Here is a 22,287-nt window from a genome sequence, read left to right as displayed (position 1 = left end):
TCGATGCGGCCGGAAAAATGCGAAAAGCGGCCGGCGCCGCGCGGCGGCTCAATGCACGCCGAACGCGTCGAGCAGCCGGTACCAGCTCATCGCGAGCACCAGCGCCGGCGTGCGCAGTGCCGCGCCGCCGGGGAAGTCGCGATGCCGGATCTTGCCGAACAGGTCGAACCGGCTCGCCTGTCCGTCGATCGCCTCGGCGATCAGCTTGCCCGCGAGCGCGGTCGTGTTCACGCCGTGCCCCGAAAATCCCTGCGCGAAGTACATCGTCGGCGCGACGCGGCCGAAGTGCGGTGCGCGGTTCATCGTGATGTCGACGAAGCCGCCCCATGCGTAGTCGACCTTCACGTCCGCGAGTTGCGGGAACGTCTTCAGCATGTCCGCGCGCATCGCGGCCGCGAGATCGCGCGGCTCTCGCGTCGAATAGCTGACCTTGCCGCCCCACACGAGCCGCGTGTCGGGCGCCGGCCGGAAATAGTCGAGCACGAAGCGGCTGTCGCAGATCGCCGCGCGCGCGGGCATCAGCGCGGCGGCGCGCGCTTCGCCGAGCGGTTCCGTCGCGATCACGTAGGTGCCGACCGGCATGATCTTCTTCGCCAGCGCGGGCGCGAGCGTGCCGACGTAGGTATTGCATGCGAGCACGACGAAACGCGCGCGAACGTTGCCGCCGCTCGTCTCGACGACGTGGCCGCCCGCGACGTCGCGCACGCGCGTCACGCAACTGTCCTCGTGGATCCGCACGCCCGCGCCGGTCGCCGCACGGGCGAGACCGAGCGTGTAGTTGAGCGGATGCAGGTGGCCGCTGTCCGGGTCGTACAGGCCGCCGCAATAGCGGGCGGACTGCACGTAGTCGCCGAGTTCGTCGGCTTCGACGAAGTGGAAGCGGTCGTAGCCGAAGCGCTTCGCGGCTTCGTCGCGCCAGCGCTTCAGCGCATCGGCGTCGCGCGCGGTGTTCGCGGCGGTCAGGTAGCCGGGCACCAGCGCGCAGTCGATGTCGTGCCGCGCGATGCGCGACTTCACGAGCGACAGCGTTTCGAGCCCCATGTCCCAGATGCGCTTCACGTCGCCTTCCGGCATGAATTGCCCGAACGTGTCGATGTCGCACGCAAAGCCGCCGATCAACTGGCCGCCGTTGCGGCCGCTCGCCGCCCATCCGACCCGCGACGCTTCGAGCACGGTCACCGAGTGGCCGCGCTCGGCGAGGTTGAGCGCGGCGGACAGGCCCGTGAGGCCCGCGCCGATCACGCACACGTCGGCGTCGGTCGCGCCGCCGAGCGGCGCGTGGCGGGTCGTATCGTTGGCGGTCGCGGCGTAGTAGGACGCGACGTGCGGCTGGTTGGCGAATGTCTGCATGGTCAGGAGAACGGAGAAAGTCAGAATAGCTCGCGCACGCGGTGGTACAGCATTCCGAGTTCGAGCGCGGGTTGCCGCCATGCGTCGCCGCCGGGGAAGCGCCGGTGGCGCATGCGCGCGAACAGGTCGAACGCGCGCGTGTCGCTCGCGATCGCGCCGGCGACCGCGCGTCCGGCGATGCCGGTGAGCGCGACGCCGTGCCCGCTGAAACCCTGCACGTAGAAGAAGTTCGGATCGAGCGCGCCGAAATCCGGCGCGCGGTTGCGCGTGACGTCGACGAAGCCGCCCCACGCGTGGTCGACGCGCACGTCGCCGAGTTGCGGAAACACGCCGACCATCCGTTGCCGGATCGTTTCGGCGAGCGTCGCGGGCGACGCGCCGGCCGAATTCGCGCGGCCGCCGAACAGCATCCGGTGGTCGGCCGACAGCCGGAAATAGTCGAGGAAGAAGTTGTTGTCGCACACGGCTTCGCGCCGCGCGATCAGTGCGTCGGCGCGTGTTTGGCCGAGCGGCTCGGTCGCGATGATGTACGACGCGATCGGCGCGATGCGCGCGGCGGTCGCGGCCGGCAGCACGCCGCCGGGGCCCGCGTTGCAGCACGATACGACGTAGCGGCAGCGCACCTCGCCCGACGGCGTGCGCACGACGGGCCGCGCGCCGCGCACGATGTCGAGCGCGGGCGTGTGCGCATACAGCGCGACGCCTTCGCGGCGCGCGGCATCGGCGAGGCCCAGGCAATACTTGAGCGGATGCAGGTGGCCCGACAGCGGATCGTGCACGCCGGCCAGGTAGCGCGTCGACGCGATGCGCGCGCGGATCGCGCCGGTGTCGAGCCACGCGAGCGACGGATGGCCCCAGCGCGACGTTGCGGCATCCATCCACGCGCGCAGGTCGTCGATACGGCGCGGCTTCGTCGCGACCGTCAGGTAGCCGCGCGTGAAGTCGCAGTCGATTCCGTAGCGCGCGATCCGCTCGGCGATCAGCGCGACGCCGTCCAGCGACAGCGACCACGCGGCGCGCGCGCCGTCGGCACCGAGCTGCCGCTCGATCTCGTCGTCCTTCGCGAAGCCGGTGATCGCCTGGCCGCCGTTGCGGCCCGACGCGCCCCAGCCGGGCCGGTGCGCATCGATCACGGCGACCGACAGCCCGCGCGCGCGGCAGTCGAGCGCCGTCGACAGGCCCGCGAAGCCGGCGCCGATCACGCAGACGTCGACGTCGATTCCATCGTCGAGCGAAGGATCGTCGACCGCGGGCCGCGTGGCCGTCGCTTCGTAGTACGAGTCGCGCGCGAGCGTATCGGCGCGGCGGGTGAAAGACTGCGTCATCAAATCGACTCCCTCTTTACGGCTGGCATTCGATGCGCGACGCACCGCGATCCGGCCGGCAAAAACGGCGCGGGACGCCGTGCGCGCGGCACGGCGTCCCGCGTGTGCTGCGTCAGAACGAATAGATGAACTGCGTCGCGAGCAGGTCGTTGGACTTGCCGTACGAACCGTCGTTGCGCAGGAACACCTTGTTGTTCGCCCAGTCGTGCCGGTATTCGACCTTCACGGTGATCTGCTGGGTCGGATAGAACAGCAGGTCGAGCGCGACGTCCTGGCGCACGGCTCCCTTGCACTCGAAGCCCAGGCCGCCGCCGGCCTTCGACATCGCGAGGCAGTCCGCGTCGACGCCGAAGCCGTTGTTCGGATCCATCCCGTTGCCGTTCAGCGCGATGCCGCCGCCGCCGCCGCCGTTCTTCGTATTGGCGAGCAGGTCGTAGCGCAGCGTCACGCCCATGCGGCCGACCACCGGCGCGTTGAACTTGCGGTGCGCGAGCAGCGACAGCCCGTACCACTGCGCGAGCCCGCCGTTGAACGCCGCATGCTGCTGCCGGCCGTAGTCGACTTCGGCGTTGTACTGGATATCGGCAAGCGTGTAGGTCGCGTCGAGTTCGCCGAAGAAGAACGAACCGTATGCGCTCGGTGCCGCACCGCCCGGGCCGTAGTGGACGACGCCGTCCGAATCGATCGCGCTCGCCAGCGTCTGCCGCCCGATGTTGAACGACCCGCCGATATCGAGCGCGCTCGACCACGTGTAGTCCGCGCGCGCGGTGAAGGTCGGCACCTTGTTGCTGGTGCTGATCGGGTCGCCGAGCGCGTTGGTGCCCGTCTGCGTGACCGAACCGTACGTGCGGTACTGCTCGTTGCCGAGGAAGAACTTCCACGCCCAGTTGCCCTTCGTGTAGTTCGCGCCGACACCGACGTAGCTGCCCGGATCCGAGAAATCGTACAGCAGGTTGTGCGTGAGCGTGAGCATCTGGTTCGACTGCTGCACCTCGTAGCCGCCGAAGCTCGGGATCAGGCCGGCGACCAGCGTCGTCGTGGCGGTGATCGGCACGTTGATGACCGCCGTGTTCAGCAGGTTGTCGGTGATCGAGCCGCGCGAGTTCTGCAGCAGCGTGATGCCGTTGCCGCGGTTCGGCATCAGCGTGATCTCGGCCGACGGTGCCATCGGGCCGACGCCGAAGGTCTTCTTGATGTCGAGGTAGAGATCGCCGAACGTGCTGTTGAAGTAGTTGTACGCGTTCTCGTGGTTCGCGAACAGGAACGACGACGTGCCGGCCGCGCGGTTGTAGATGTAGGTCGGATCGATGTAGCCCGTCACCGACAGGCCGGCGAGCGGGCCCGTGCTGGCCGCGTCGGTCAGCGAGTCGACCTTCAGCTGCTGGTTCGCGATCTGCTGCTTCATTTCGCCGACTTCGTCGTTGGTCAGCGTGGCCTGCGCGCGGCCGTAATCCGGCGAGCCCGGATCGACGGCCACCGCAACCGGCGCTGCGCCGGCCTTCGCGCCGGATGTCGCTACCACGGTACCGCCCGGTTTCGCGGCGAGCTGCGCCTGCATGGCCTTCATCTGTTTCTGCAGCGCCGCGACCTGCGCCTGCAGCGCCTTGATCTCGGCGGATGTCGAGCCGGCCAGCGCGATGCCCGGCAACGCGCCGGCCACCAGCAGGCAGATCAGTTTCTTCTTCATTGCGGATTCTCCTTGTCGTGCGCGAGTCAAAGTGCGATCGGTTCGCGCGCCGCATGGCGCGGCGCGCGGGTCTTGTTATCGAGGAAAGGGAAAGGGGAGGCTCACGCCACCGCGAACGCCGCCTTCATGTCGGCCACGCGGCGCCGCTCGCGCGCGATCATCATCCGGTTCACGACGATCACGCCGATCGTCACGGCCGTGATGAACAGCGTCGCCAGCGCGTTCATCTCCGGGTTCAGCCCGAGCCGTACGCGCGAGAACACCACCAGCGGCAGCGTCGTCGAACCCGGCCCCGACAGGAACGCCGACAGCACCAGGTCGTCGATCGACAGCGTGAACGACAGCAGCCAGCCCGACAGCAGCGCCTGCGAGATCAGCGGCAGCGTCACCACGAAGAACACCTTCAGCGGCGTCGCACCCAGATCGAGCGCGGCCTCTTCCAGCGACTTGTTCATCTCCTTCACGCGCGACTGCACGATGATCGCCACGTACGACACGCACAGCATCACGTGGCCGATCCAGATCGTCACCATCCCGCGGCCCTTCGGCCAGCCGAACATCTGCTCCAGCGCAACGAACAGCAGCAGCAGCGAGATGCCCTGGATCACTTCCGGAATCACCAGCGGCGCGTTGATCATCCCCGTGTACAGCGTGAAGCCCCTGAAGCGGCCGAAGCGCGCGAGCACGAAGCCCGCCCAAGTGCCGATCACGACCGACGCGGTGGCCGTCAAGAGGCCGATCTTCAGCGACAGCCACGCGGCGCTCAGCAGCTCGTCGTCCTGCCACAGCGACGCGTACCACTTCAGCGAGAAGCCCGACCACACCGTCACCAGCTTCGACTCGTTGAACGAGTACACGACCAGGCTGATGATCGGGATGTACAGGAACAGGAAGCCGAAGGCGAGAACGCCCGTCGACAGCGGTTTGCTCGGCTTGATCATTTCGCTTCCTCCAGTTCCTTGACCTGGTAGTACTGGAACAGCGCCATCGGCACCAGCAGCAGCATCACCATCGCGACCGTCACCGCGGACGCCATCGGCCAGTCCATGTTGTTGAAGAATTCATCCCACATCACGCGGCCGATCATCAGCGTGTCCGCGCCGCCGAGCAGTTCCGGAATCACGTACTCGCCGACCGCCGGGATGAACACCAGCAGGCTGCCGGCGATGATCCCGTTCTTCGACAGCGGCAGCGTGATCCGCGTGAACGCGACCCACGGCTTGGCGCCGAGGTCGTACGCGGCTTCGAGCAGCGTCAGGTCCATCTTCACCAGGTGCGCGTACAGCGGCATCACCATGAACGGCAGGTACGAATAGACCATCCCGATGTAGACGCCCGCGTCGCTGTGGTACAGCCGCAGCGGCGTGTGGATGATGCCCAGCGCGATCAGCGTGTGGTTCAGCAGGCCGTCGTCCTTCAGGATGCCGATCCATGCGTACACGCGGATCAGGAACGACGTCCAGAACGGCAGCATCACGGCCATCATCAGCACGTTGCGCCGGTTCGGTTCCGCACGCGCGATGTAGTACGCCATCGGATAACCGATCAGCAGGCACAGCACCGTCGACACGGCGGCCATCTTCAGCGAGCTGAGGTAGGTCGCGATGTACAGGTCGTCCTGCAGCAGGAACGCGTAGTGCGACAGCTGCAGCGCGAAGTGCACGACGCCGTCCTTGAACTCGACGAGCGACGTGTACGGCGGGATGCCCATCACCTGGTCGGCGAAGCTGATCTTCAGCACCAGCACGAACGGCAGCGCGAAGAAGACCGCGAGCCACAGGAACGGCACGCCGATCGCGACGTTGCGGCCCGACGGCAGGAAGCGCGACAGCGCGGCGAAACGGCCCGGGCGCGACCGGCCGGCGCCGGTGCTCGCAGCGCCGGTCGACACCGGCGCGGACGAAGTGGAAGCGGAGGTTCTCATCGTGTCGTCCTCACTGCGTCAACACGACGCCGCTGGCCGGCGACCACGACACGAACACGTCGTCGTTCCAGGCCGGCGCCGCGTCGGTCATCAGGTGCGAGCTCGACAGGTTCGACACCACCGTCTTGCCGCTCGGCAGGCGCACGTGATACAGCGAGTACGCGCCCATGTACGCGATGTCGGTCACGACGCCGCGCGCCCAGTTGTGCTTCGAACCCGGCTTCTCGCGCGACACGTGCACGCGCTCCGGGCGCACCGAGATGCCGACCGGCATCCCGAGCGGGCCGGTGATGCCGTGGCTCACGTACATGCGCGCCTCGAGGTCGTCGCTCTCGACGAAGATATGGTCGGGCTCGTCCTCGACGACGCGGCCTTCGAACAGGTTGGTCGAGCCGATGAATTCGGCGGAGAAGCGGCTGTTCGGAAATTCGTACACCTCGCCCGGCGCGCCGATCTGCACGATCTTGCCTTCGCTCATCACCGCGAGGCGGCTCGCCATCGTCATCGCCTCTTCCTGGTCGTGCGTGACCATCACGCAGGTCACGTCGACCTTCTCGATGATGTTCACGAGTTCGAGCTGGGTCTTCTGGCGGATCTTCTTGTCGAGCGCGGACATCGGCTCGTCGAGCAGCAGCAGCTTCGGGCGCTTGACCAGCGAGCGCGCCAGCGCGACGCGCTGCTGCTGGCCGCCGGACAGCTGGTGCGGCTTGCGCTTCGCGTACTTGCTCATCTGCACGAGCGCGAGCGCATCGGCCACGCGCTCCTTGATTTCGTTCTTCGGCGTGCCTTCCTGCTTCAGGCCGAACGCGACGTTCGATTCGACCGTCATGTGCGGGAACAGCGCGTACGACTGGAACATCATGTTCACCGGGCGCCGGTACGGCGGCAGCGACGCGAGGTCTTCGCCGTCGACGAAGATCTTGCCGGAGGTCGCCGTTTCCAGCCCGGCGAGCATGCGCAGCAGCGTCGACTTGCCGCAGCCCGAGCTGCCGAGCAGCGCGAACAGCTCGTTCTTCGCGATCGTCAGGTTCACGTTGTCGACGGCCGTGCTGTCGCCGAATTTCTTCACGACGTTTTCGATGCGCACGAACGCGTCGTTTTGCGTACGGGCCGCGGCGGCCGGTTGGGTCTGTCGTGCAGCAGCGGAAGAGGGTATCGATTGCATGGGAGTCACCATTCGTTCTTCACGGATTGCAGGCGTGAGCGTCCCCGCACGAGGCGCGCAACGCGACTCGCGGACAACGGCTCGTGCCGGATGGAACAGTGCGCGCGGTGCGCGCGGGCGGACGGAGGTCCGCGAATCTCAGGTGCGCAGGCGTGGAGCGATGCCTGCGCCGCCGTGATGCATGGCGATCAGTGGCCGGTTTTCAGCTGCGCCCACAGACGGTTCTCGAGGCGCAGGATGTCGGCCGGCATCGGCTTCATCAGCACCATCTTCTTCAGCACGTCTTCAGGCGGGTAGACGGTCGGGTCCTGCGCGACGGCCGGCGTGACGAACTGGTGCGCGGCCTTGTTCGCGGTCGGGTAGAACACCGTGTTGGTGATCGCCGCGTTGACCTTCGCGTCGGAGACGTAGTTGATCCACTTCAGCGCGGCCTCGGGGTGCGGCGCATCCTTCGGGATCACCATCACGTCGAACCACAGCAGGCCGCCTTCCTTCGGGTTCGAGAACTTGATGTCGTACGAGCGCTTCGCTTCCGACGAGCGGCGGTGCGCGATGCCGACGTCGCCCGACCAGCCGAGCGCGACGCACACGTCGTTGTTCGCGAGGTCGTTGATGTAGCCGGACGAGTTGAACTGGGTGATGTACGGGCGGACTTTCTTCAGGACTTCGAATGCAGCCTGGTAGTCGCCGGGGTTCTTGCTGTTCGGATCCTTGCCCATGTACTGCAGCGTGGCGGCGAACACGTCGACGGCCTGGTCGAGGAACGACACGCCGCAGCCCTTCAGCTTCGCCATGTTGGCCGGATCGAACACCAGTGCCCAGCTGTCGACGGGCGCGTTGTCGCCGAGCGCTTTCTTCACTGCCTGCACGTTGTAGCCGATGCCGTCCGTGCCGTAGGCCCAGGGGACGCCGTACTGGTTGCCCGGATCGGCATCCGAGATCATTTTCATCAGCAGCGGGTCGAGGTTCGCGAGGTTCGGGATCTTCGACTTGTCGAGCTTCTGGTACACGCCGGCCTGGATCTGCTTGGCCATGTAGTTCGACGTCGGCACGACGATGTCGTAGCCCGAACTGCCGGCAAGCAGCTTCGCCTGGAGCGTATCGTCGCTGTCGTAGTTGTCGTACTTGACGTGGATGCCCGTCTGCTTCTGGAAGTTCGGGATCGTGTCCGGTGCGATGTAGTCGGACCAGTTGTAGACATTCAGCTCGTCGGCGTGCGCCGACGGGCTGGCGACCGACGTGAACGCTGCCGCGGCGGCGAGGGCGGCAACAGAGCAGGCTTGGCGAAGAAAGCAGGCACGCATGGTGGAGTTCCCCTGGTTATGGCAGCGTGCGGCGCCCGCCGCACGCCTGTAGGCAAGGCCGTTACGAAATACCCAGTTGCTGGGCGGTTGCATCGACGGCCTTCTTCGCCTTCGACACGAGTTCATCGATTTCCTGACGCGAGATCACGAGCGGAGGCGACAGCAGCATCCGGTCGCCGGTCGCACGCATGATCAGGTTGCCGTTGAAGCAGAAGTCGCGGCAGATCGTGCCGACGTCGCCGCCGTTCGCGAAGCGGCGGCGTTCGGCCGGCGCTTCGGCGAGCTGCAGGCTCGCGACGAGGCCGTGGCCGTGCACTTCGCCGACGATCGGGTGGCGCGCGAAGGTTTCGCGCATCAGCGCCTGGAAGTACGGGCCCGTGTCGTTCTTCACGCGCTCGACGATCCCTTCGTCGCGCAGCAGCTTCAGGTTCGCGACCGCGACGGCCGCGGCCACCGGATGGCCCGAGTACGTGAGGCCGTGGTTGAATTCGCCGTTGTCGATGATCGGGCGTGCAACCCGCTCGTGAATCCCGACCGCGCCCATCGGCACATAACCTGACGTGAGGCCCTTCGCCATCGTGATCAGGTCCGGCTCGAAGCCGAAGTGCTGGTGTGCGAACCATTCGCCGGTGCGGCCGAAGCCGCCGATCACTTCGTCGGCGACCAGCAGGATGTCGTACTTGCGGCAGATCCGCTGGATTTCCGGCCAGTACGTCGACGGCGGGAAGATCACGCCGCCCGCGCCCTGGAACGGCTCGCCGATGAACGCCGCGACGTTCTCCGCGCCGAGTTCGAGAATCTTCGCTTCGAGCTGCTGCGCGCGCGCGAGGCCGAACGCTTCGGGCGTTTCGCCCGGGTGCGCTTCGCCGAAGAAATATGGCTGATCGATATGCACGATGTGCTCGACCTTCGACGGCATCTGCTCGTGCATGTAGCCCATCCCGCCGAGCGTGCCGCCCGCGATCGTCGAGCCGTGGTAGCCGTTCTTGCGCGAGATCACGTATTTCTTCTGTGGCTTGCCCTGCACGCGCCAGTACTGGTGCGCGAGGCGCAGCACGGTGTCGTTGCCTTCCGAGCCGCTGTTGCAATAGAAGAAGTGGTTGAAGCCGGCGGGCGTCACTTCCGCGAGCATTGCCGACAGTTCGATCACCGGCGGGTGCGTCGTCTTGAAGAAGGTGTTGTAGAACGGCAGTTCCTGCAGCTGGCGATACGCGGCATCGGCGAGTTCCTTGCGGCCGTAGCCGACGTTCACGCACCAGAGGCCGGCCATCCCGTCGATGATCTTGTTGCCGTCCGAGTCCCACAGGTAGACGCCGTCGGCCTTCACGATCACGCGGCTGCCCGCGCGGTTCAGCGCGCCCATGTCCGAGAACGGGTGGATGTGGTGCGCAGCGTCGAGCGCGCGGTATTCGGCGGTGGAGCGTGCCTGCGTCGCGCGCGGCGCGGCGGCCGGCGCGGCCGGCTGGATCCAGGCAGATTCGTTGCGGTAAGTCATGTTTCCTCCGTGATTCCGTATGGCGGTTGTGCGCGCGCTTAGACGTGCAGCAGCAGGTGGCGGCGTTCCCACGAGCTGATCACGCGGAAGAACGCTTCGTATTCGGTTTCCTTCAGCGCGAAATACGCCTTCAGGAACTTTTGGCCGAGGATTTCGCCGAGCGGCTCGCACGCGGCCATCAGCGTCAGCCCTTCCTCGAGGTTGCGCGGCAGCTGGTACGGCAGTTCGTAGCCGTCGCTGACGAGCGGCTCGGTCGGCTCCAGGCGCTGCGTCATGCCGAGGTAGCCGGCCGCGAGCGTCGCGGCGAGCGCGAGGTACGGATTGCAGTCGACGCCCGGGATGCGGTTCTCGATGCGGCGCGCCGACGGGCCCGAGTGCGGGATGCGGAAGCCGACCGTGCGGTTGTCGTAGCCCCACTGAACGTTGATCGGCGCGGCCATGAAGCGCGACAGCCGGCGGTACGAGTTGATGTACGGCGCGAAGATCGGCATCAGCGCCGGCGTGTACTTCTGCAGCCCCGCGAGGTAGTTGTAGAACATCGACGTCGCGCCGCCGGTTTCCTGCGACGTGAACAGGTTCTGGCCCGTTTCCTCGTCGACGATGCTCTGGTGCACGTGCATCGCCGAACCCGGCTCGTTCTCCATCGGCTTGGCCATGAACGTCGCGTACATGTTGTGACGCAGCGCGGCCTCGCGCACCGTGCGCTTGAACAGGAACACCTGGTCGGCCAGCGACAGCGCGTCGCCGTGCATGAAGTTGATCTCCATCTGCGCGGCGCCGACTTCGTGGATCAGCGTGTCGATGTCGAGGTTCTGTGCTTCGCAGTACTCGTAGATGTCCTCGAACAGCGGATCGAACTCGTTGACGGCCTCGATCGAATACGACTGGCGGCCCGTTTCGGGGCGTCCCGTGCGGCCGACCGGGGGGCGCAGCGGCAGGTCTGGATCCTTGTTCATGTCGACCAGATAGAACTCGAGCTCCGGTGCGACGACGGGCTTCCAGCCCTTCGCCTTGTACAGCTCGAGCACGCGGCGCAGCACGTAGCGCGGCGAGATCTCGACCGGCGAGCCGTCGAAGTGCACGCAGTCGTGGATCACCTGCGCGGTCGGGTCGACGGCCCACGGGATCAGGCGGATCGTCGACTCGTCGGGCACGCACACCATGTCGGGGTCGGTCACGCCGGTCAGCGAGCCGTCTTCCGGATATTCGCCGGTGACGGTCTGCACCATCACGGCCTGCGGCAGCCGCATCGATTCGCCGGACGTGAACTTGTTGCGCGGCGTGATCTTGCCGCGCGCGATGCCGGCCATGTCGGGAATGATCGCCTCGACTTCGGTGATCCGGTGTTGCTTCAGAAAACTTTCGATGTCTTGCATGTCTGTTCTCGTAAGTGGGTCGGCGCGCTCAGGCGAGCGCGGCGGCGGCCGTGGCGCGCGTGCGGGCATTCCGGCGGGCGCGGCAGGCGTCGCCGAAGGCGCGGAAGATCGCGCTCGACAGCGGGTCGTGCGCATGCCGCCATTCCGGGTGCCATTGCACGGCGAGTGCGAAAGCCGATGCATCGACGACGCTGACGGCCTCGATCAGGCCGTCCGGCGCGACGGCCTCGACGGCGAGGCCGGAGCCGAGCTGCGCGATGCCCTGCTGGTGCAGCGAGTTCACGCGCACTTCATCGCGGCCGCCGGCGAGCGCGTGCAGCTTGCCGCCGGGCGTCAGGTGCACGACGTGTGCGGGGCCGTATTGCGTGTCCATCGGCGCGGCGTTGTCCTCGCGGTGATCGGCGAGGCCCGGCACGTCGTGCACGCGCTGGTGCAGCGTGCCGCCGTAGACGACGTTCAGCTCCTGGAAGCCGCGGCAGACGGCGAGCACCGGCACGCCCGCGGCGATCGCCGCACGCAGCAGCGGCAGCGTCGTCGCATCGCGTGCCGGGTCGTGCTTCGTGCCGGGTGCGCTCGGCTCGCCGCCGTACAGGTGCGGCTCGACGTTCGAGTAGCTGCCGGTAAACAGCAGGCCGTCGACCGTGTCGAGGATGTCGTCAGCCGACTGGCGCTCGCCGAGCGCGGGCAGCACCATCGCGAGCGCCTGCGCGCCGTCGACGATCGCGGCGACGTATTTGTCGCCGACCGTATGCGACGCGTGTGCGCCGATTTGCGTGTGGTCGGCGGTGATGCCGACGAGGGGTTTCCTTTCCATGACGTCAATCAGTAATCCGTAGGGCTATGGCGTGCGTCGGGTCGGATATTGCAAAACGCAGGCACGACACGGCCCCGCAGCCTGGCGCAGAGCGCAAGGCCGCTGGTGAATGGGCGCAGCGGGATGACGTGGCGATCCGCGCTGCGCGCGACGATCAGGCCGTCGTTCGTTCGGATGCGATACGCGACGCGGCAACGAATGCGCGAACGCGTTCCGTCACCGCATGGACGATGCGGTTGGCGAATCGGCAAACGAAACGAACGACGTAAAGAAAGGAGAGGCGCTACGGCAGCAGCGACGCCACTTCGTCGGTATCGACGGCGACGAATGCGCGTGCGGAAACGGCGTTGTGGCGCCGAACGGAACGACGGGACAGGATGGTGTAGATCGACAGATGCTGCAGGCGAGGACTATGCCAGCCGCAACTGCCATCGGAAGGGGACGCCGCGCTGCGCGAACTTCGCGCCACGCTTCGATCCCACCTCACCAGAGGGCCACGGACTCTCACGATTACACTCGACTGGGTTGTTGAAAGTATTGAACACCTGACCGTTTCGACGCGCTGGGCGTTTAAAATAATCAAGGCGCCGGTTACACGTCATTTACATTGATGGGCATCAATTTTTGCGTTGCAATAACGCGTTTTGCTGCCTGTGAAAGCCAAATGACGCTGACCTGAGAGCCAGCATATACGAGCCAAAAACGGCGTCAAATGTTTTTTAACGGTCCTGTATCAGGGCTTTCCCGAGCAGTGAAAACAAAGATTCGCAAAAGGAATAATCGGGGCGGTGTTCATTATTTCGAACGCCTTTCAGGGTTTTCCCGGCTGATGCACGGCATAAAGTGATTAGAATATTCAACGGCTGTCCACCGCGTCGTTTCACTTTGTCATCGCACTTATCGTGTCCGAAACCGAATCGATGTCCACCGAAGTCGCCGAGCGCCTGCGTTTCGTGCGCAACAAGCATGGCCTGTCGCAGCGCGAACTCGCGAAGCGCGCCGGCGTGACCAACGGCACGATCTCGCTGATCGAACAGGGCCGTGTGAGCCCGTCGGTCGGCTCGCTGAAGAAGCTGCTCGAATGCATCCCGATGAGTCTCGCGGAGTTCTTTACGTTCGAGCTCGTCGAATCGCGCACGGTCGTATCGCGTCGCGCCGAGATGCCGAACCTCGGCAACGACACGCTCGCGTTTCATCTGGTCGGCGCGAGCGTGAAGGACCGCAACATGTGCATCCTGCGCGAGATCTACCAGCCGCACGCCGATACGGGGCCCGAGATGCTCGTGCACGCGGGGCACGAGGGCGGCGTCGTCGTATCGGGTCGGCTCGAGCTGACCGTCGACGGCGCGACGTGGCTGCTCGACCCCGGAGACGGCTACTACTTCGAAAGCCGTTTGCCGCACCGTTTTCGCAATCCCAGCGCGGAACAGATCTGCGAGGTCGTGTCGGCCAATTCGCCGGCAACCTTCTGACCGCGCGTCACCGCATTCGCGGTGCGACGCGCCGCGCATGATGCGCGCGGCGCGTCGCACCGCGAATGCCACAACATTGAGGCATCCTGATGAACAAGTTGACTTTGGCTGACTGGCAGGACAAGGCGGCGTCGCTCGAGATCGAAGGGCGCGCATTCATCGATGGCGCGTTGCGCGACGCGCAGGGCGGCAAGACGTTCGACTGCGTGAGCCCGATCGACGGCCGCGTGCTGGCGAAGGTCGCCGAGTGCGGCGAAGCCGACGTGAACGCGGCGGTCGCTGCCGCGCGCCGCGCGTTCGACGCGGGCGTATGGGCCGGCCTGAACCCGCGTGCGCGCAAGGCCGTGCTGCTGCGCTGGGCCGCGCTGATGCACGAGCATCTCGACGAACTGTCGCTGCTCGAGACGCTCGACGCGGGCAAGCCGATCGGCGACACGACGACGGTCGACGTGCCGGGCGCCGCGTATTGCGTCGAATGGTTTGCGGAAGCGATCGACAAGGTCGGCGGCGAAGTCGCGCCGGCCGATCATCATCTCGTCGGTCTCGTCACGCGCGAGCCGGTCGGCGTGGTGGCGGCCGTCGTGCCGTGGAACTTCCCGATCCTGATGGCCGCATGGAAGTTCGGCCCCGCGCTCGCGGCCGGCAACAGCGTCGTGCTGAAGCCGTCGGAGAAGTCGCCGCTGACCGCGATTCGCGTCGCACAGCTCGCGTACGAAGCCGGCATCCCGGCCGGCGTGTTCAACGTCGTGCCGGGCGCGGGCGAACCCGGCAAGCTGCTCGCGTTGCATCGCGACGTCGACTGCATCGCGTTCACCGGCTCGACGGCGGTCGGCAAGCTGATCATGCAGTACGCCGCGCAGTCGAATTTGAAGCGCGCATGGCTCGAACTCGGCGGCAAGTCGCCGAACATCGTGCTGCCCGATTGTCCCGATCTCGACCGTGCCGCGCAGGCCGCGGCCGGCGCGATCTTCTACAACATGGGCGAGATGTGCACTGCCGGCTCGCGGCTGCTCGTGCATCGCGACATCAAGGACGCATTCATCGAGAAGCTCGTGGCGGCCGCGCGGGCTTACGTGCCCGGCAACCCGCTCGATCCGTCGGTGTCGATGGGCGCGATCGTCGACGGCATCCAGCTCGAGCGCGTGCTCGGTTATATCGAGGCGGGGCGCAGCGAAGGCAGGCTCGTCACGGGTGGTGCGCGCGTGAAGGAGGAGACGGGCGGCTTCTACGTCGAGCCGACGGTGTTCGAGGTGAAACCCGATGCGAAGATCGCGCGCGAGGAAATCTTCGGGCCCGTGCTGTCGGTGATCGTGTTCGACGACGTCGACGAGGCCGTGCGGATCGCTAACGACACCGAATACGGGCTGGCCGCGGCCGTATGGACGTCGAACCTGACGACCGCGCACGACGTGTCGCGCCGACTGCGCGCGGGCACGGTGTGGGTGAACTGCTACGACGAGGGCGGCGACATGAACTTCCCGTTCGGCGGCTACAAGCAGTCGGGCAACGGCCGCGACAAGTCGCTGCATGCGCTCGAGAAGTACACCGAGCTGAAGTCGACGCTGATCCGGCTGCGCTGACGCGATGCCGCGGGCGCAGCATCGCCAGGCGGTGCGCCCGCGGCCCGCAGCCAGAAGTCCGCGTTATGCGGTGCGCAGCGCGGGGTGGAAGCCGGCGGCTTCGATGATCGACTGCACGCGCTCGGCGCCTTGCGCCGATTCGACCTTGACGATCTTCGTCGCGACGTCGATATCGAGCTTCGCGGCGGGATCGGCGGCCGTCACCGCGCGCGTGATTGCATTGGCGCAGCCGCCGCAGGTCATGTCCTGGACTTCGAATTCCATCGTGTTCTCCTGAGTTGACGATTGACGAGCAGGGTCAGCATGAAGCTTGCCATGGTGGGAAGGTCAAGCGCATTCATGCAGCCCGATGCATGCGTTGCCGCCCGGCGCGGCGAAATGATTCGTCAGGGCGAGGTCAGACAAATAGGAGGACAGTCGCATGTGTCAGTCGGAATCTTTCCCGATTGACGCCGGTGCGCGGCCGTCACCATGCGATGAGCGCCTTGCCTGGCAACGCGCGGCACGCACTTGTGAAGCGCTATCTCCATATTGAAAGTAAGGGTACGCGATATGGAAATGCGAATCGATCTTACTATCAATGTCCTTCGATATTTCATTTCATTACGTACATGAACCGTTTCGCACTGGGTTTCGCCGCTGTGCTGCTGGGCGCGTCGGCCGCCACCGCATTCGCCGCCGACGACGTCGTCAACCTGACGCTGAAGGACCACAAGTTTTCGCCCGATGGCGTGACGATTCCGGCCGGCAAGAAAGTGAAGTTCGTCGTGAAGAACCTCGATGCGACGCCCGCGGAATTCGAGAGCGACGACTTCAAGGCCGAGAAGGTCATTCCCGCCGGCAAGTCGGCCGAGATTCTGGTCGGGCCGCTGAAGGCCGGCACCTACGAGTTTCACGACGAGTATCACGAAGCGCAGTCGAAGACCCACCTGACCGTCAAGTAAGCGAATCCCGCCATGCTGTCTACCGCGCTGATTGTCTTTCGTGAAGTGCTCGAGGCCGCGCTGGTGGTCTCGATCGTGATGGCCGCCACGAAGGGCGTGCCGCGGCGCGGCTGGTGGGTCGGCGGCGGGCTCGTCGGCGGCGTGGTCGGCGCGGGCCTGATCGCGGCGTTCGCCGACGTGATCTCGCAGTGGGCGTCCGGCATGGGGCAGGAGGTATTCAACGCGGGCGTGATGTTCGTCGCGACGCTGATGCTGGCCTGGCACTGCATCTGGATGAGCCGGCACGGCCGCGAGATGGCGCTGCACATGGGCGAAGTCGGACGGGCCGTCGCGGCCGGCAGCCGGCCGCTGACGGGGCTGGCGATCGTGGTCGGCGTCGCGGTGCTGCGCGAAGGTTCCGAGGCCGTGCTGTTCCTGTACGGCATCGCCGCGGGCGATCCGGGGCAGACGCCGCAGATGATCGTCGGCGGGCTGCTCGGCGTGCTCGGCGGAGCCGGGCTCGGTTATGCGATGTATGCGGGCCTGCTGCAGATTCCGCTGAAGCGCCTGTTCTCCGTCACCAACGTGCTGATCGTGCTGCTGGCGGCCGGGATGGCGAGCCAGTGCGTCGGTTTCCTGCTGGCGGCCGGCCTCGTGCCGTCGTGGGGCGATGCGATCTGGGACACGTCGTGGCTGCTGAAGGAGTCGAGCATCGTCGGCAAGGCGCTGCATACGCTGATCGGCTATACCGCGCGTCCGGCGGGCATCCAGATCGCCGCGTACGTCGCGACGCTGGCGGCGATCGTCGTGCTGACGCGGCTCGTCGGTCGTCCGCAGGCGACGATGAGGCCGCCACGGCATGCCGCGTGAGTTTTCCCGGGTTCGAACGAAAGAAGGGGCGTCCATGACGCCCCTTCTTTCGTTTGCGGCTCGCGGTCAGCCCGAGGTCGGCTGCGCGCCGGTCAGCGGTGGCTGTCGATCCACGCGCGGGCCCATTCGAGCCCGGCCTCGCGCGCGTCGTCCTCGGTGTCGAATACGCCGAGCACGCCGGACGCTTCGACGAGCTTGTTGTTCTGCGTGATCGTGCCGCTCGCCGCGAAGCGTTCGGGCTGCAGGATCTCGTCCTGCTGCAGGATCGCGTGGCCCCAGATCTGGTAGCCGAGGTAGTTTTGCGCTTCCATTATCGAGTCACCTCCGCGGAGCGGTTGTGCGTGCCGACCCGCAGCACGTTGCCGTCCGGCGTGTATTGCCGCGGGATGTCGGAGAAGTTGAGCGCGTGCGTCTCGTCGGGGCCGGCGGGCTGCATCACCGTGAGACGGCCCGGCGCGGGCTGCGCGACGGGGCGCGGTGCGGCCGGCGCCTCCGCCGCGGCGGGCGGGCGAGGCGAGCCGGCTTTCACGGTTTGCGTGACACGACGCTTGTGCGGTTTCGCAGCGGCTTTCGGCGTTGCGCTCGCGTGCTTCTCGGCGCTCTTGCCGGCGCGTGCATCGGCGCCCGCGTGCGCGGCCGGCGTATGGGCGTCCGGCGTACGGCCTTCCGGCGTACGGGCCGCCGGCCGTCGCGCCTCGGGCGGGTTCCAGACCTCGACGTAGTGCTCGGCGGCCCAGCTCGTCGACGCGAACGTCAGCGCCAGCAATCCGCATCCAAACAGTCTTACCATTGTCTCTCCGTCATATTCGTTGCGGCTCGCGTCGCGGTGTCCGGTGCGGACCGCGTTCGGTCGGCCGCTTATGCGCATTCGGGGAAGTCGGCTCAGGAGAACACCTCGAGCCCGTGTTTCTCGACGATCTGGAGCATCCGCGCGGCGATGCCGCTCGGCCGTTTGTCGCCCTGTTCCCATTGGCGGATCGTCGACGTCGTCGTATTCAGGTAGAGCGCGAATACGCTCTGGCTGACGTTGACGGATTTGCGGATGCGGGCGATCGCTTGCGGATCGAACTGCGGGGCGGCTTCGATGCAGAGATCGTCGTATTCGCGCATCGTTTTCTTGTCGATCAGGTTTGCGCGATAGAGGCCCGACGCGGCGCTGTGGATCGCCTCCGTTGCGTCGCTCTTGAATCGACTCTTAGCCATTGCAAATCTCCACAAGCTCTTTCAGTGCGATCAGCGTCGCGATATCGGCGTCGGTGCGGCGCCCGACATCCGCGGCGAGCTTTCTGAAGGCGCGCAGTTCGCGTTCGTCGATGTTGCCCCTGTCGCGTTTTGCGAACAGGAACACGAAAACCCACGCCTGCCCGACCTTGCTCAGCACGATCCCGCGGTGCCGATTCCCGTCCAGGCGCTTTTTCCAGACGTTGCCGCCGAGCTCGACGCCCTGGCCGCGCGCCAGTTCCCGCGCGGCGCGGCAGAGTTCGGCATCGGCGATTCCTGCCTTTCTGGCTGCCTTGTGAAACCACTTCGTCTTGAAGACGCGTCGTACGGAAGCAGGCATGTCGGGCCGGTCGAGTTAGCACAGGATTATATACCACTACGTGGTACATATTTCGACCTGGCCGAATGGCCTGCTTCTCACCGATACGCAGCCGGGACGGCCCGGCGAGGGCCATCCCGGTCGTCCTGCCTTACTCCACCGTCACCGATTTCGCGAGGTTCCGCGGCTTGTCGACGTCGGTGCCGCGCGCACACGCGGTGTGATACGCGAGCAGTTGCAGCGGCACGACGTGCAGGATCGGCGACAGTTGCCCGTAGTGTTCCGGCATCCGGATCACGTGCAGGCCGTCGTCGTTGACGATCTGCGTATCGGCATCGGCGAATACGTACAGCTCGCCGCCGCGCGCCCGCACTTCCTGCATGTTCGACTTCAGCTTCTCGAGCAGCGTGTCGTTCGGCGCGACCGTGACGACCGGCATCGCTTCGGTGACGAGCGCGAGCGGCCCGTGCTTCAGTTCGCCGGCCGGATAGGCCTCGGCGTGGATGTACGAGATTTCCTTCAGCTTCAGCGCGCCTTCGAGCGCGATCGGGTAGTGCAGCCCGCGGCCGAGGAACAGCGCGTTTTCCTTGCGCGCGAATTCCTCCGACCACGCGATGATCTGCGGTTCGAGCGCGAGCACGCTGTTCAGCGCGGCCGGCAGGTGGCGCAACTGCTTCAGGAATTCGGCTTCCTGCGCGGCGTCGACGTGCCCGCGCAGCTTGCCGAGCGTCGCGGCCAGCACGAACAGCGCGACGAGCTGCGTGGTGAACGCCTTGGTCGACGCAACGCCGATCTCGGTGCCCGCGTGCGTCAGGAACTGCATTTCGGTCAGGCGCACCATCGCGCTCGTCGCGACGTTGCAGACCGCGAGCGTATGCGTGTGGCCGAGCGACTGCGCGTGCTTGAGCGCCGCGAGGGTATCGGCCGTCTCGCCCGACTGCGAGATCACGAGCACGAGCTGGCGCGGGTTCGGCACCGACTCGCGGTACCGGTATTCGCTCGCGATCTCGACCTGGGTCGGGATTTTCGCGATCGATTCGAGCCAGTACTTCGCGGTGAGGCCCGAGTAGTAGCTCGTGCCGCACGCGAGGATCAGCAGGCTGTCGATGTCCGCGAACGCGGCGGGCGCGGCGTCGCCGAACAGCGTCGCGTCGAACGCGTCGGTCTGCGGCACGGTATCGCCGATCGCGCGCGGCTGCTCGAAGATTTCCTTCTGCATGAAGTGGCGATACGGGCCCAGCTCGACCGCGCCGCCGTAGGCGCTGACGACGCGGATCTCGCGCTGCACGGTGGCGCCGTGGCGGTCGACGATCTTCACGCCGTCGAGCGACAGCTCGCACACGTCGCCTTCCTCGAGGAACGTGAAGCGGTCGGTGCTGCCCGCGAGCGCGAGCGCATCGGACGCGAGGAAGTTCTCGCCGTCGCCGTGGCCGACGACGAGCGGCGAACCCTGGCGCGCGCCGACGACGGTGTGCGGCTGGTCCTTGTGGATCACGGCGATCGCATACGCGCCGTGCAGCTGCTGCACGGCTTCGCGCACCGCGTCGAACAGGTTGCCGCGGTACAGGCTGTGCACGAGGTGCGCGATCACCTCGGTGTCGGTCTGCGACACGAATTCGTAGCCCTTCGCGCGCAGCGCTTCGCGCAGCGGCTCGAAGTTCTCGATGATGCCGTTGTGGACGAGCGCGAGCGCGTCCGACGAGAAGATCGGGTGCGCGTTGTGCGTGACGGGCGCGCCGTGCGTCGCCCAGCGCGTGTGCGCGACGCCGGTCGTGCCTTCGAGGTGCGATTCGCGCACCTGCGCGTCGAGATCGGCGACGCGCGCGACGCTGCGCGCGCGCTTCGGCGCGCCCGGCTCGAGCACGGCGACGCCGCACGAGTCGTAGCCACGGTATTCGAGGCGCCGCAATCCTTCGATCAGCACCGGAACGATATTACGCTGCGCAACTGCGCCGACAATGCCGCACATGTATGGGTCAGTCCTGTAAGTCGACGCGGGCGCCGCCGGGACGCCCGCAAAGGGTTCAGCTCTTCTTCTTGACCGGGCGGACGTAGCCGCTCTTCGTCGTCTGGGTCTTCTCGTTCAATGCGAGCAGGCCGTCGGCAACGTCCTTCCAGATCGTCGTGCCGGCGGCGATCGTCACGCCGCGGCCGACGCGCACGGGCGCGACGAGCTGCGTGTCGGAGCCGACGAACACGTCGTCCTCGATCACGGTGCGGAACTTGTTCGCGCCGTCGTAGTTGCAGGTGATCGTGCCCGCGCCGATGTTCACGCGCGCGCCGATGTCGGCGTCGCCGATGTACGTGAGGTGGTTCGCCTTCGAGCCGTGGCCGATCACCGCGTTCTTCACCTCGACGAAGTTGCCGACGTGCGCTTCGTCCGCGAGCTGTGCGCCGGGGCGCAGCCGCGCGTACGGGCCGATCACGGTGTTCGCGCCGAGCTCGGCGCCGTCGATGTGCGAGAACGCGTCGATGCGCGTGCCGGCGCCGACCGACGCGTTGCGGATCACGCAGTTCGCGCCGATCGTCACGTTGTCGGCGAGCGTCACGTTGCCTTCGAACACGCAGTTCACGTCGATCGACACGTCGCGGCCGCAGCGCAGCGTGCCGCGCACGTCGACGCGCGCCGGATCGGCGAGCGTGACGCCGTCGACGAGCAGCGCTTGCGCGACATTGTGCTGGTGGATGCGCTCGAGTTCGGCGAGCTGCGCCTTGCTGTTCACGCCGAGCGTTTCCCATTCGTCGTCCGGCTGCGCCGTGACGACCTCGAAGCCGGCCTCGATCGCGAGCTCGACGACGTCGGTCAGGTAGTACTCGCCCTGCGCGTTTTCGTTCTTCAGCGCACCGAGCCACATCGACAGCTGGGCCGTGGGCGTGACGATGATGCCGGTGTTGATCTCGGCGATCTTCAGCTGTTCCGGCGACGCGTCCTTCTGCTCGACGATGCGCGTGACGAAGCCTGCCGCGTCGCGCACGATGCGGCCATAGCCGGTCGGATCGTCGAGCGTGACGGTCAGAATTCCGTAGCGGCCGTCGCGCGCGGCGTCGACGAGATGTCGCAGCGTCGACGCGCGGGTGAGCGGTACGTCGCCGTACAGCACGAGCGTCGGTTGCGCGGGATCGAGCAGCGGCAGCGCCTGGCGCACCGCGTGGCCGGTGCCGAGCTGCTCGGCCTGTACCGCGAACTGGACGTCGGGCGCGGCGACGGCAGCCTGGACCCGCTCGGCGCCGTGACCGACGACGACGACGAGCCGGGACGGCTGCAGCGTGCGCGCGGTGTCGATGACGTGGGAGAGGAGCGGCCTGCCGGCCAGGGGGTGAAGCACTTTCGGCAGCGCGGAACGCATGCGCTTGCCGGTGCCTGCCGCCAAAATCACGATATTCATGGCGCCAGCTTGTCAGAGGAGTTCGAAGCCGTCCATTTTAGCATGCGGCCCCCGCCGTTCCGGGCCCGCCGCGCGG

Annotated in this window: 22 protein-coding genes; 4 read left to right on the top strand and 18 right to left on the bottom strand. The window is 66.6% G+C overall.

Annotated elements, in window-relative coordinates; genetic code table 11:
- Positions 1–48: 48 nt before the first annotated feature.
- From BT264_RS10680 to BT264_RS39855, 11 genes are all read right to left on the bottom strand, one after another.
- Entirely contained in the window at positions 49–1,350 is a 1,302-nt protein-coding gene (locus BT264_RS10680; RefSeq protein WP_072437513.1) for an NAD(P)/FAD-dependent oxidoreductase, read from the bottom strand.
- Between the two features lie 20 nt (positions 1,351–1,370).
- The gene (locus BT264_RS10675) at positions 1,371–2,675 is read right to left on the bottom strand and encodes an NAD(P)/FAD-dependent oxidoreductase (protein WP_072437512.1); all 1,305 of its coding nucleotides are present in this window, start codon (positions 2,673–2,675) and stop codon (positions 1,371–1,373) included.
- A 112-nt stretch (positions 2,676–2,787) separates the two neighbouring features.
- A complete protein-coding gene (locus BT264_RS10670; protein WP_072437510.1) occupies positions 2,788–4,362 on the bottom strand; it encodes a DUF3138 family protein in 1,575 nt (524 codons plus the stop codon).
- Positions 4,363–4,463: 101 nt separating this feature from the next.
- Positions 4,464–5,303, bottom strand: coding sequence for an ABC transporter permease subunit (locus tag BT264_RS10665; RefSeq protein ID WP_034179243.1), 840 nt, complete (start codon positions 5,301–5,303; stop codon positions 4,464–4,466).
- Positions 5,300–6,286 carry an ABC transporter permease subunit gene (locus BT264_RS10660; RefSeq protein WP_072437508.1) on the bottom strand — a complete coding sequence of 329 codons (987 nt, stop codon included), beginning with the start codon at positions 6,284–6,286 and terminating at the stop codon, positions 5,300–5,302. Before BT264_RS10660 ends, BT264_RS10665 begins: the two co-directional genes overlap by 4 nt.
- A 10-nt stretch (positions 6,287–6,296) precedes the next feature.
- Positions 6,297–7,451: an ABC transporter ATP-binding protein gene (locus tag BT264_RS10655; protein ID WP_072437506.1), complete on the bottom strand. Its 1,155-nt coding sequence runs from the start codon at positions 7,449–7,451 to the stop codon at positions 6,297–6,299.
- Between the two features lie 188 nt (positions 7,452–7,639).
- A complete protein-coding gene (locus tag BT264_RS10650) occupies positions 7,640–8,755 on the bottom strand; it encodes a polyamine ABC transporter substrate-binding protein (RefSeq protein ID WP_072437505.1) in 1,116 nt (371 codons plus the stop codon).
- Between the two features lie 61 nt (positions 8,756–8,816).
- Positions 8,817–10,250 (bottom strand): aspartate aminotransferase family protein, encoded by a 1,434-nt coding sequence (locus BT264_RS10645; RefSeq protein WP_072437503.1) that lies wholly within the window; start codon positions 10,248–10,250, stop codon positions 8,817–8,819.
- Between the two features lie 38 nt (positions 10,251–10,288).
- A complete protein-coding gene (locus BT264_RS10640) occupies positions 10,289–11,626 on the bottom strand; it encodes a glutamine synthetase family protein (protein ID WP_072437501.1) in 1,338 nt (445 codons plus the stop codon).
- A 28-nt stretch (positions 11,627–11,654) separates the two neighbouring features.
- The gene (locus tag BT264_RS10635; RefSeq protein WP_072437500.1) at positions 11,655–12,440 is read right to left on the bottom strand and encodes a gamma-glutamyl-gamma-aminobutyrate hydrolase family protein; all 786 of its coding nucleotides are present in this window, start codon (positions 12,438–12,440) and stop codon (positions 11,655–11,657) included.
- A gap of 283 nt (positions 12,441–12,723) precedes the next feature.
- A complete protein-coding gene (locus BT264_RS39855; RefSeq protein ID WP_072437498.1) occupies positions 12,724–12,948 on the bottom strand; it encodes a hypothetical protein in 225 nt (74 codons plus the stop codon).
- A gap of 412 nt (positions 12,949–13,360) precedes the next feature.
- On the opposite strand from BT264_RS39855, the gene BT264_RS10625 reads away from it, so the two are divergent.
- Entirely contained in the window at positions 13,361–13,912 is a 552-nt protein-coding gene (locus tag BT264_RS10625) for a cupin domain-containing protein (protein WP_072437665.1), read from the top strand.
- Between the two features lie 89 nt (positions 13,913–14,001).
- On the top strand, positions 14,002–15,492 hold the full coding sequence (locus tag BT264_RS10620; RefSeq protein ID WP_072437496.1) for an aldehyde dehydrogenase: 1,491 nt from the start codon (positions 14,002–14,004) through the stop codon (positions 15,490–15,492).
- Positions 15,493–15,555: 63 nt separating this feature from the next.
- Here BT264_RS10620 and BT264_RS10615 read toward each other — a convergent pair whose 3' ends face one another.
- The gene (locus BT264_RS10615; RefSeq protein WP_047899211.1) at positions 15,556–15,756 is read right to left on the bottom strand and encodes a heavy-metal-associated domain-containing protein; all 201 of its coding nucleotides are present in this window, start codon (positions 15,754–15,756) and stop codon (positions 15,556–15,558) included.
- A gap of 347 nt (positions 15,757–16,103) precedes the next feature.
- Between BT264_RS10615 and BT264_RS10610 the strand changes: the two genes are divergently transcribed.
- Positions 16,104–16,436 carry a cupredoxin domain-containing protein gene (locus tag BT264_RS10610; protein WP_034179235.1) on the top strand — a complete coding sequence of 111 codons (333 nt, stop codon included), beginning with the start codon at positions 16,104–16,106 and terminating at the stop codon, positions 16,434–16,436.
- Positions 16,437–16,448: 12 nt separating this feature from the next.
- Positions 16,449–17,285: an FTR1 family iron permease gene (locus tag BT264_RS10605; RefSeq protein WP_072437494.1), complete on the top strand. Its 837-nt coding sequence runs from the start codon at positions 16,449–16,451 to the stop codon at positions 17,283–17,285.
- A gap of 92 nt (positions 17,286–17,377) precedes the next feature.
- On the opposite strand, the gene BT264_RS10600 is transcribed toward BT264_RS10605, so the two are convergent.
- From BT264_RS10600 to glmU, 6 genes are all read right to left on the bottom strand, one after another.
- Positions 17,378–17,596, bottom strand: a complete 219-nt coding sequence (locus tag BT264_RS10600) for a hypothetical protein (RefSeq protein ID WP_072437493.1) — start codon at positions 17,594–17,596, stop codon at positions 17,378–17,380.
- A complete protein-coding gene (locus tag BT264_RS10595; protein WP_072437491.1) occupies positions 17,596–18,075 on the bottom strand; it encodes a hypothetical protein in 480 nt (159 codons plus the stop codon). Before BT264_RS10595 ends, BT264_RS10600 begins: the two co-directional genes overlap by 1 nt.
- A gap of 92 nt (positions 18,076–18,167) precedes the next feature.
- The gene (locus BT264_RS10590) at positions 18,168–18,488 is read right to left on the bottom strand and encodes a helix-turn-helix domain-containing protein (RefSeq protein ID WP_034179231.1); all 321 of its coding nucleotides are present in this window, start codon (positions 18,486–18,488) and stop codon (positions 18,168–18,170) included.
- On the bottom strand, positions 18,481–18,846 hold the full coding sequence (locus BT264_RS10585) for a type II toxin-antitoxin system RelE/ParE family toxin (RefSeq protein ID WP_072437489.1): 366 nt from the start codon (positions 18,844–18,846) through the stop codon (positions 18,481–18,483). Before BT264_RS10585 ends, BT264_RS10590 begins: the two co-directional genes overlap by 8 nt.
- A 130-nt stretch (positions 18,847–18,976) precedes the next feature.
- On the bottom strand, positions 18,977–20,794 hold the full coding sequence (gene glmS / locus BT264_RS10580) for a glutamine--fructose-6-phosphate transaminase (isomerizing) (RefSeq protein WP_072437486.1): 1,818 nt from the start codon (positions 20,792–20,794) through the stop codon (positions 18,977–18,979).
- A 55-nt stretch (positions 20,795–20,849) separates the two neighbouring features.
- Positions 20,850–22,211 (bottom strand): bifunctional UDP-N-acetylglucosamine diphosphorylase/glucosamine-1-phosphate N-acetyltransferase GlmU, encoded by a 1,362-nt coding sequence (gene glmU, locus BT264_RS10575; RefSeq protein WP_072437484.1) that lies wholly within the window; start codon positions 22,209–22,211, stop codon positions 20,850–20,852.
- Between the last annotated feature and the right edge of the window lie 76 nt (positions 22,212–22,287).

Source organism: Burkholderia sp. NFPP32, assembly GCF_900119325.1.
GTDB lineage: Bacteria > Pseudomonadota > Gammaproteobacteria > Burkholderiales > Burkholderiaceae > Burkholderia > Burkholderia pyrrocinia_C.
The sequence above is the reverse complement of the archived record's forward strand: the minus strand, read 5'-3'. Positions and strand labels throughout refer to the sequence as shown.

Excerpts from the sequence above, each read along its gene's own strand:
- BT264_RS10680 (WP_072437513.1), bottom strand. The coding sequence starts at position 1,350 with ATGCAGACATTCGCCAACCAGCCGCACGTCGCGTCCTACTACGCCGCG.
- BT264_RS10675 (WP_072437512.1), bottom strand. The coding sequence starts at position 2,675 with ATGACGCAGTCTTTCACCCGCCGCGCCGATACGCTCGCGCGCGACTCG.
- BT264_RS10670 (WP_072437510.1), bottom strand. The coding sequence starts at position 4,362 with ATGAAGAAGAAACTGATCTGCCTGCTGGTGGCCGGCGCGTTGCCGGGC.
- BT264_RS10665 (WP_034179243.1), bottom strand. The coding sequence starts at position 5,303 with ATGATCAAGCCGAGCAAACCGCTGTCGACGGGCGTTCTCGCCTTCGGC.
- BT264_RS10660 (WP_072437508.1), bottom strand. The coding sequence starts at position 6,286 with ATGAGAACCTCCGCTTCCACTTCGTCCGCGCCGGTGTCGACCGGCGCT.
- BT264_RS10655 (WP_072437506.1), bottom strand. The coding sequence starts at position 7,451 with ATGCAATCGATACCCTCTTCCGCTGCTGCACGACAGACCCAACCGGCC.
- BT264_RS10650 (WP_072437505.1), bottom strand. The coding sequence starts at position 8,755 with ATGCGTGCCTGCTTTCTTCGCCAAGCCTGCTCTGTTGCCGCCCTCGCC.
- BT264_RS10645 (WP_072437503.1), bottom strand. The coding sequence starts at position 10,250 with ATGACTTACCGCAACGAATCTGCCTGGATCCAGCCGGCCGCGCCGGCC.
- BT264_RS10640 (WP_072437501.1), bottom strand. The coding sequence starts at position 11,626 with ATGCAAGACATCGAAAGTTTTCTGAAGCAACACCGGATCACCGAAGTC.
- BT264_RS10635 (WP_072437500.1), bottom strand. The coding sequence starts at position 12,440 with ATGGAAAGGAAACCCCTCGTCGGCATCACCGCCGACCACACGCAAATC.
- BT264_RS10625 (WP_072437665.1), top strand. The coding sequence starts at position 13,361 with ATGTCCACCGAAGTCGCCGAGCGCCTGCGTTTCGTGCGCAACAAGCAT.
- BT264_RS10620 (WP_072437496.1), top strand. The coding sequence starts at position 14,002 with ATGAACAAGTTGACTTTGGCTGACTGGCAGGACAAGGCGGCGTCGCTC.
- BT264_RS10615 (WP_047899211.1), bottom strand. The coding sequence starts at position 15,756 with ATGGAATTCGAAGTCCAGGACATGACCTGCGGCGGCTGCGCCAATGCA.
- BT264_RS10610 (WP_034179235.1), top strand. The coding sequence starts at position 16,104 with ATGAACCGTTTCGCACTGGGTTTCGCCGCTGTGCTGCTGGGCGCGTCG.
- BT264_RS10605 (WP_072437494.1), top strand. The coding sequence starts at position 16,449 with ATGCTGTCTACCGCGCTGATTGTCTTTCGTGAAGTGCTCGAGGCCGCG.
- BT264_RS10600 (WP_072437493.1), bottom strand. The coding sequence starts at position 17,596 with ATGGAAGCGCAAAACTACCTCGGCTACCAGATCTGGGGCCACGCGATC.
- BT264_RS10595 (WP_072437491.1), bottom strand. The coding sequence starts at position 18,075 with ATGGTAAGACTGTTTGGATGCGGATTGCTGGCGCTGACGTTCGCGTCG.
- BT264_RS10590 (WP_034179231.1), bottom strand. The coding sequence starts at position 18,488 with ATGGCTAAGAGTCGATTCAAGAGCGACGCAACGGAGGCGATCCACAGC.
- BT264_RS10585 (WP_072437489.1), bottom strand. The coding sequence starts at position 18,846 with ATGCCTGCTTCCGTACGACGCGTCTTCAAGACGAAGTGGTTTCACAAG.
- glmS (WP_072437486.1), bottom strand. The coding sequence starts at position 20,794 with ATGTGCGGCATTGTCGGCGCAGTTGCGCAGCGTAATATCGTTCCGGTG.
- glmU (WP_072437484.1), bottom strand. The coding sequence starts at position 22,211 with ATGAATATCGTGATTTTGGCGGCAGGCACCGGCAAGCGCATGCGTTCC.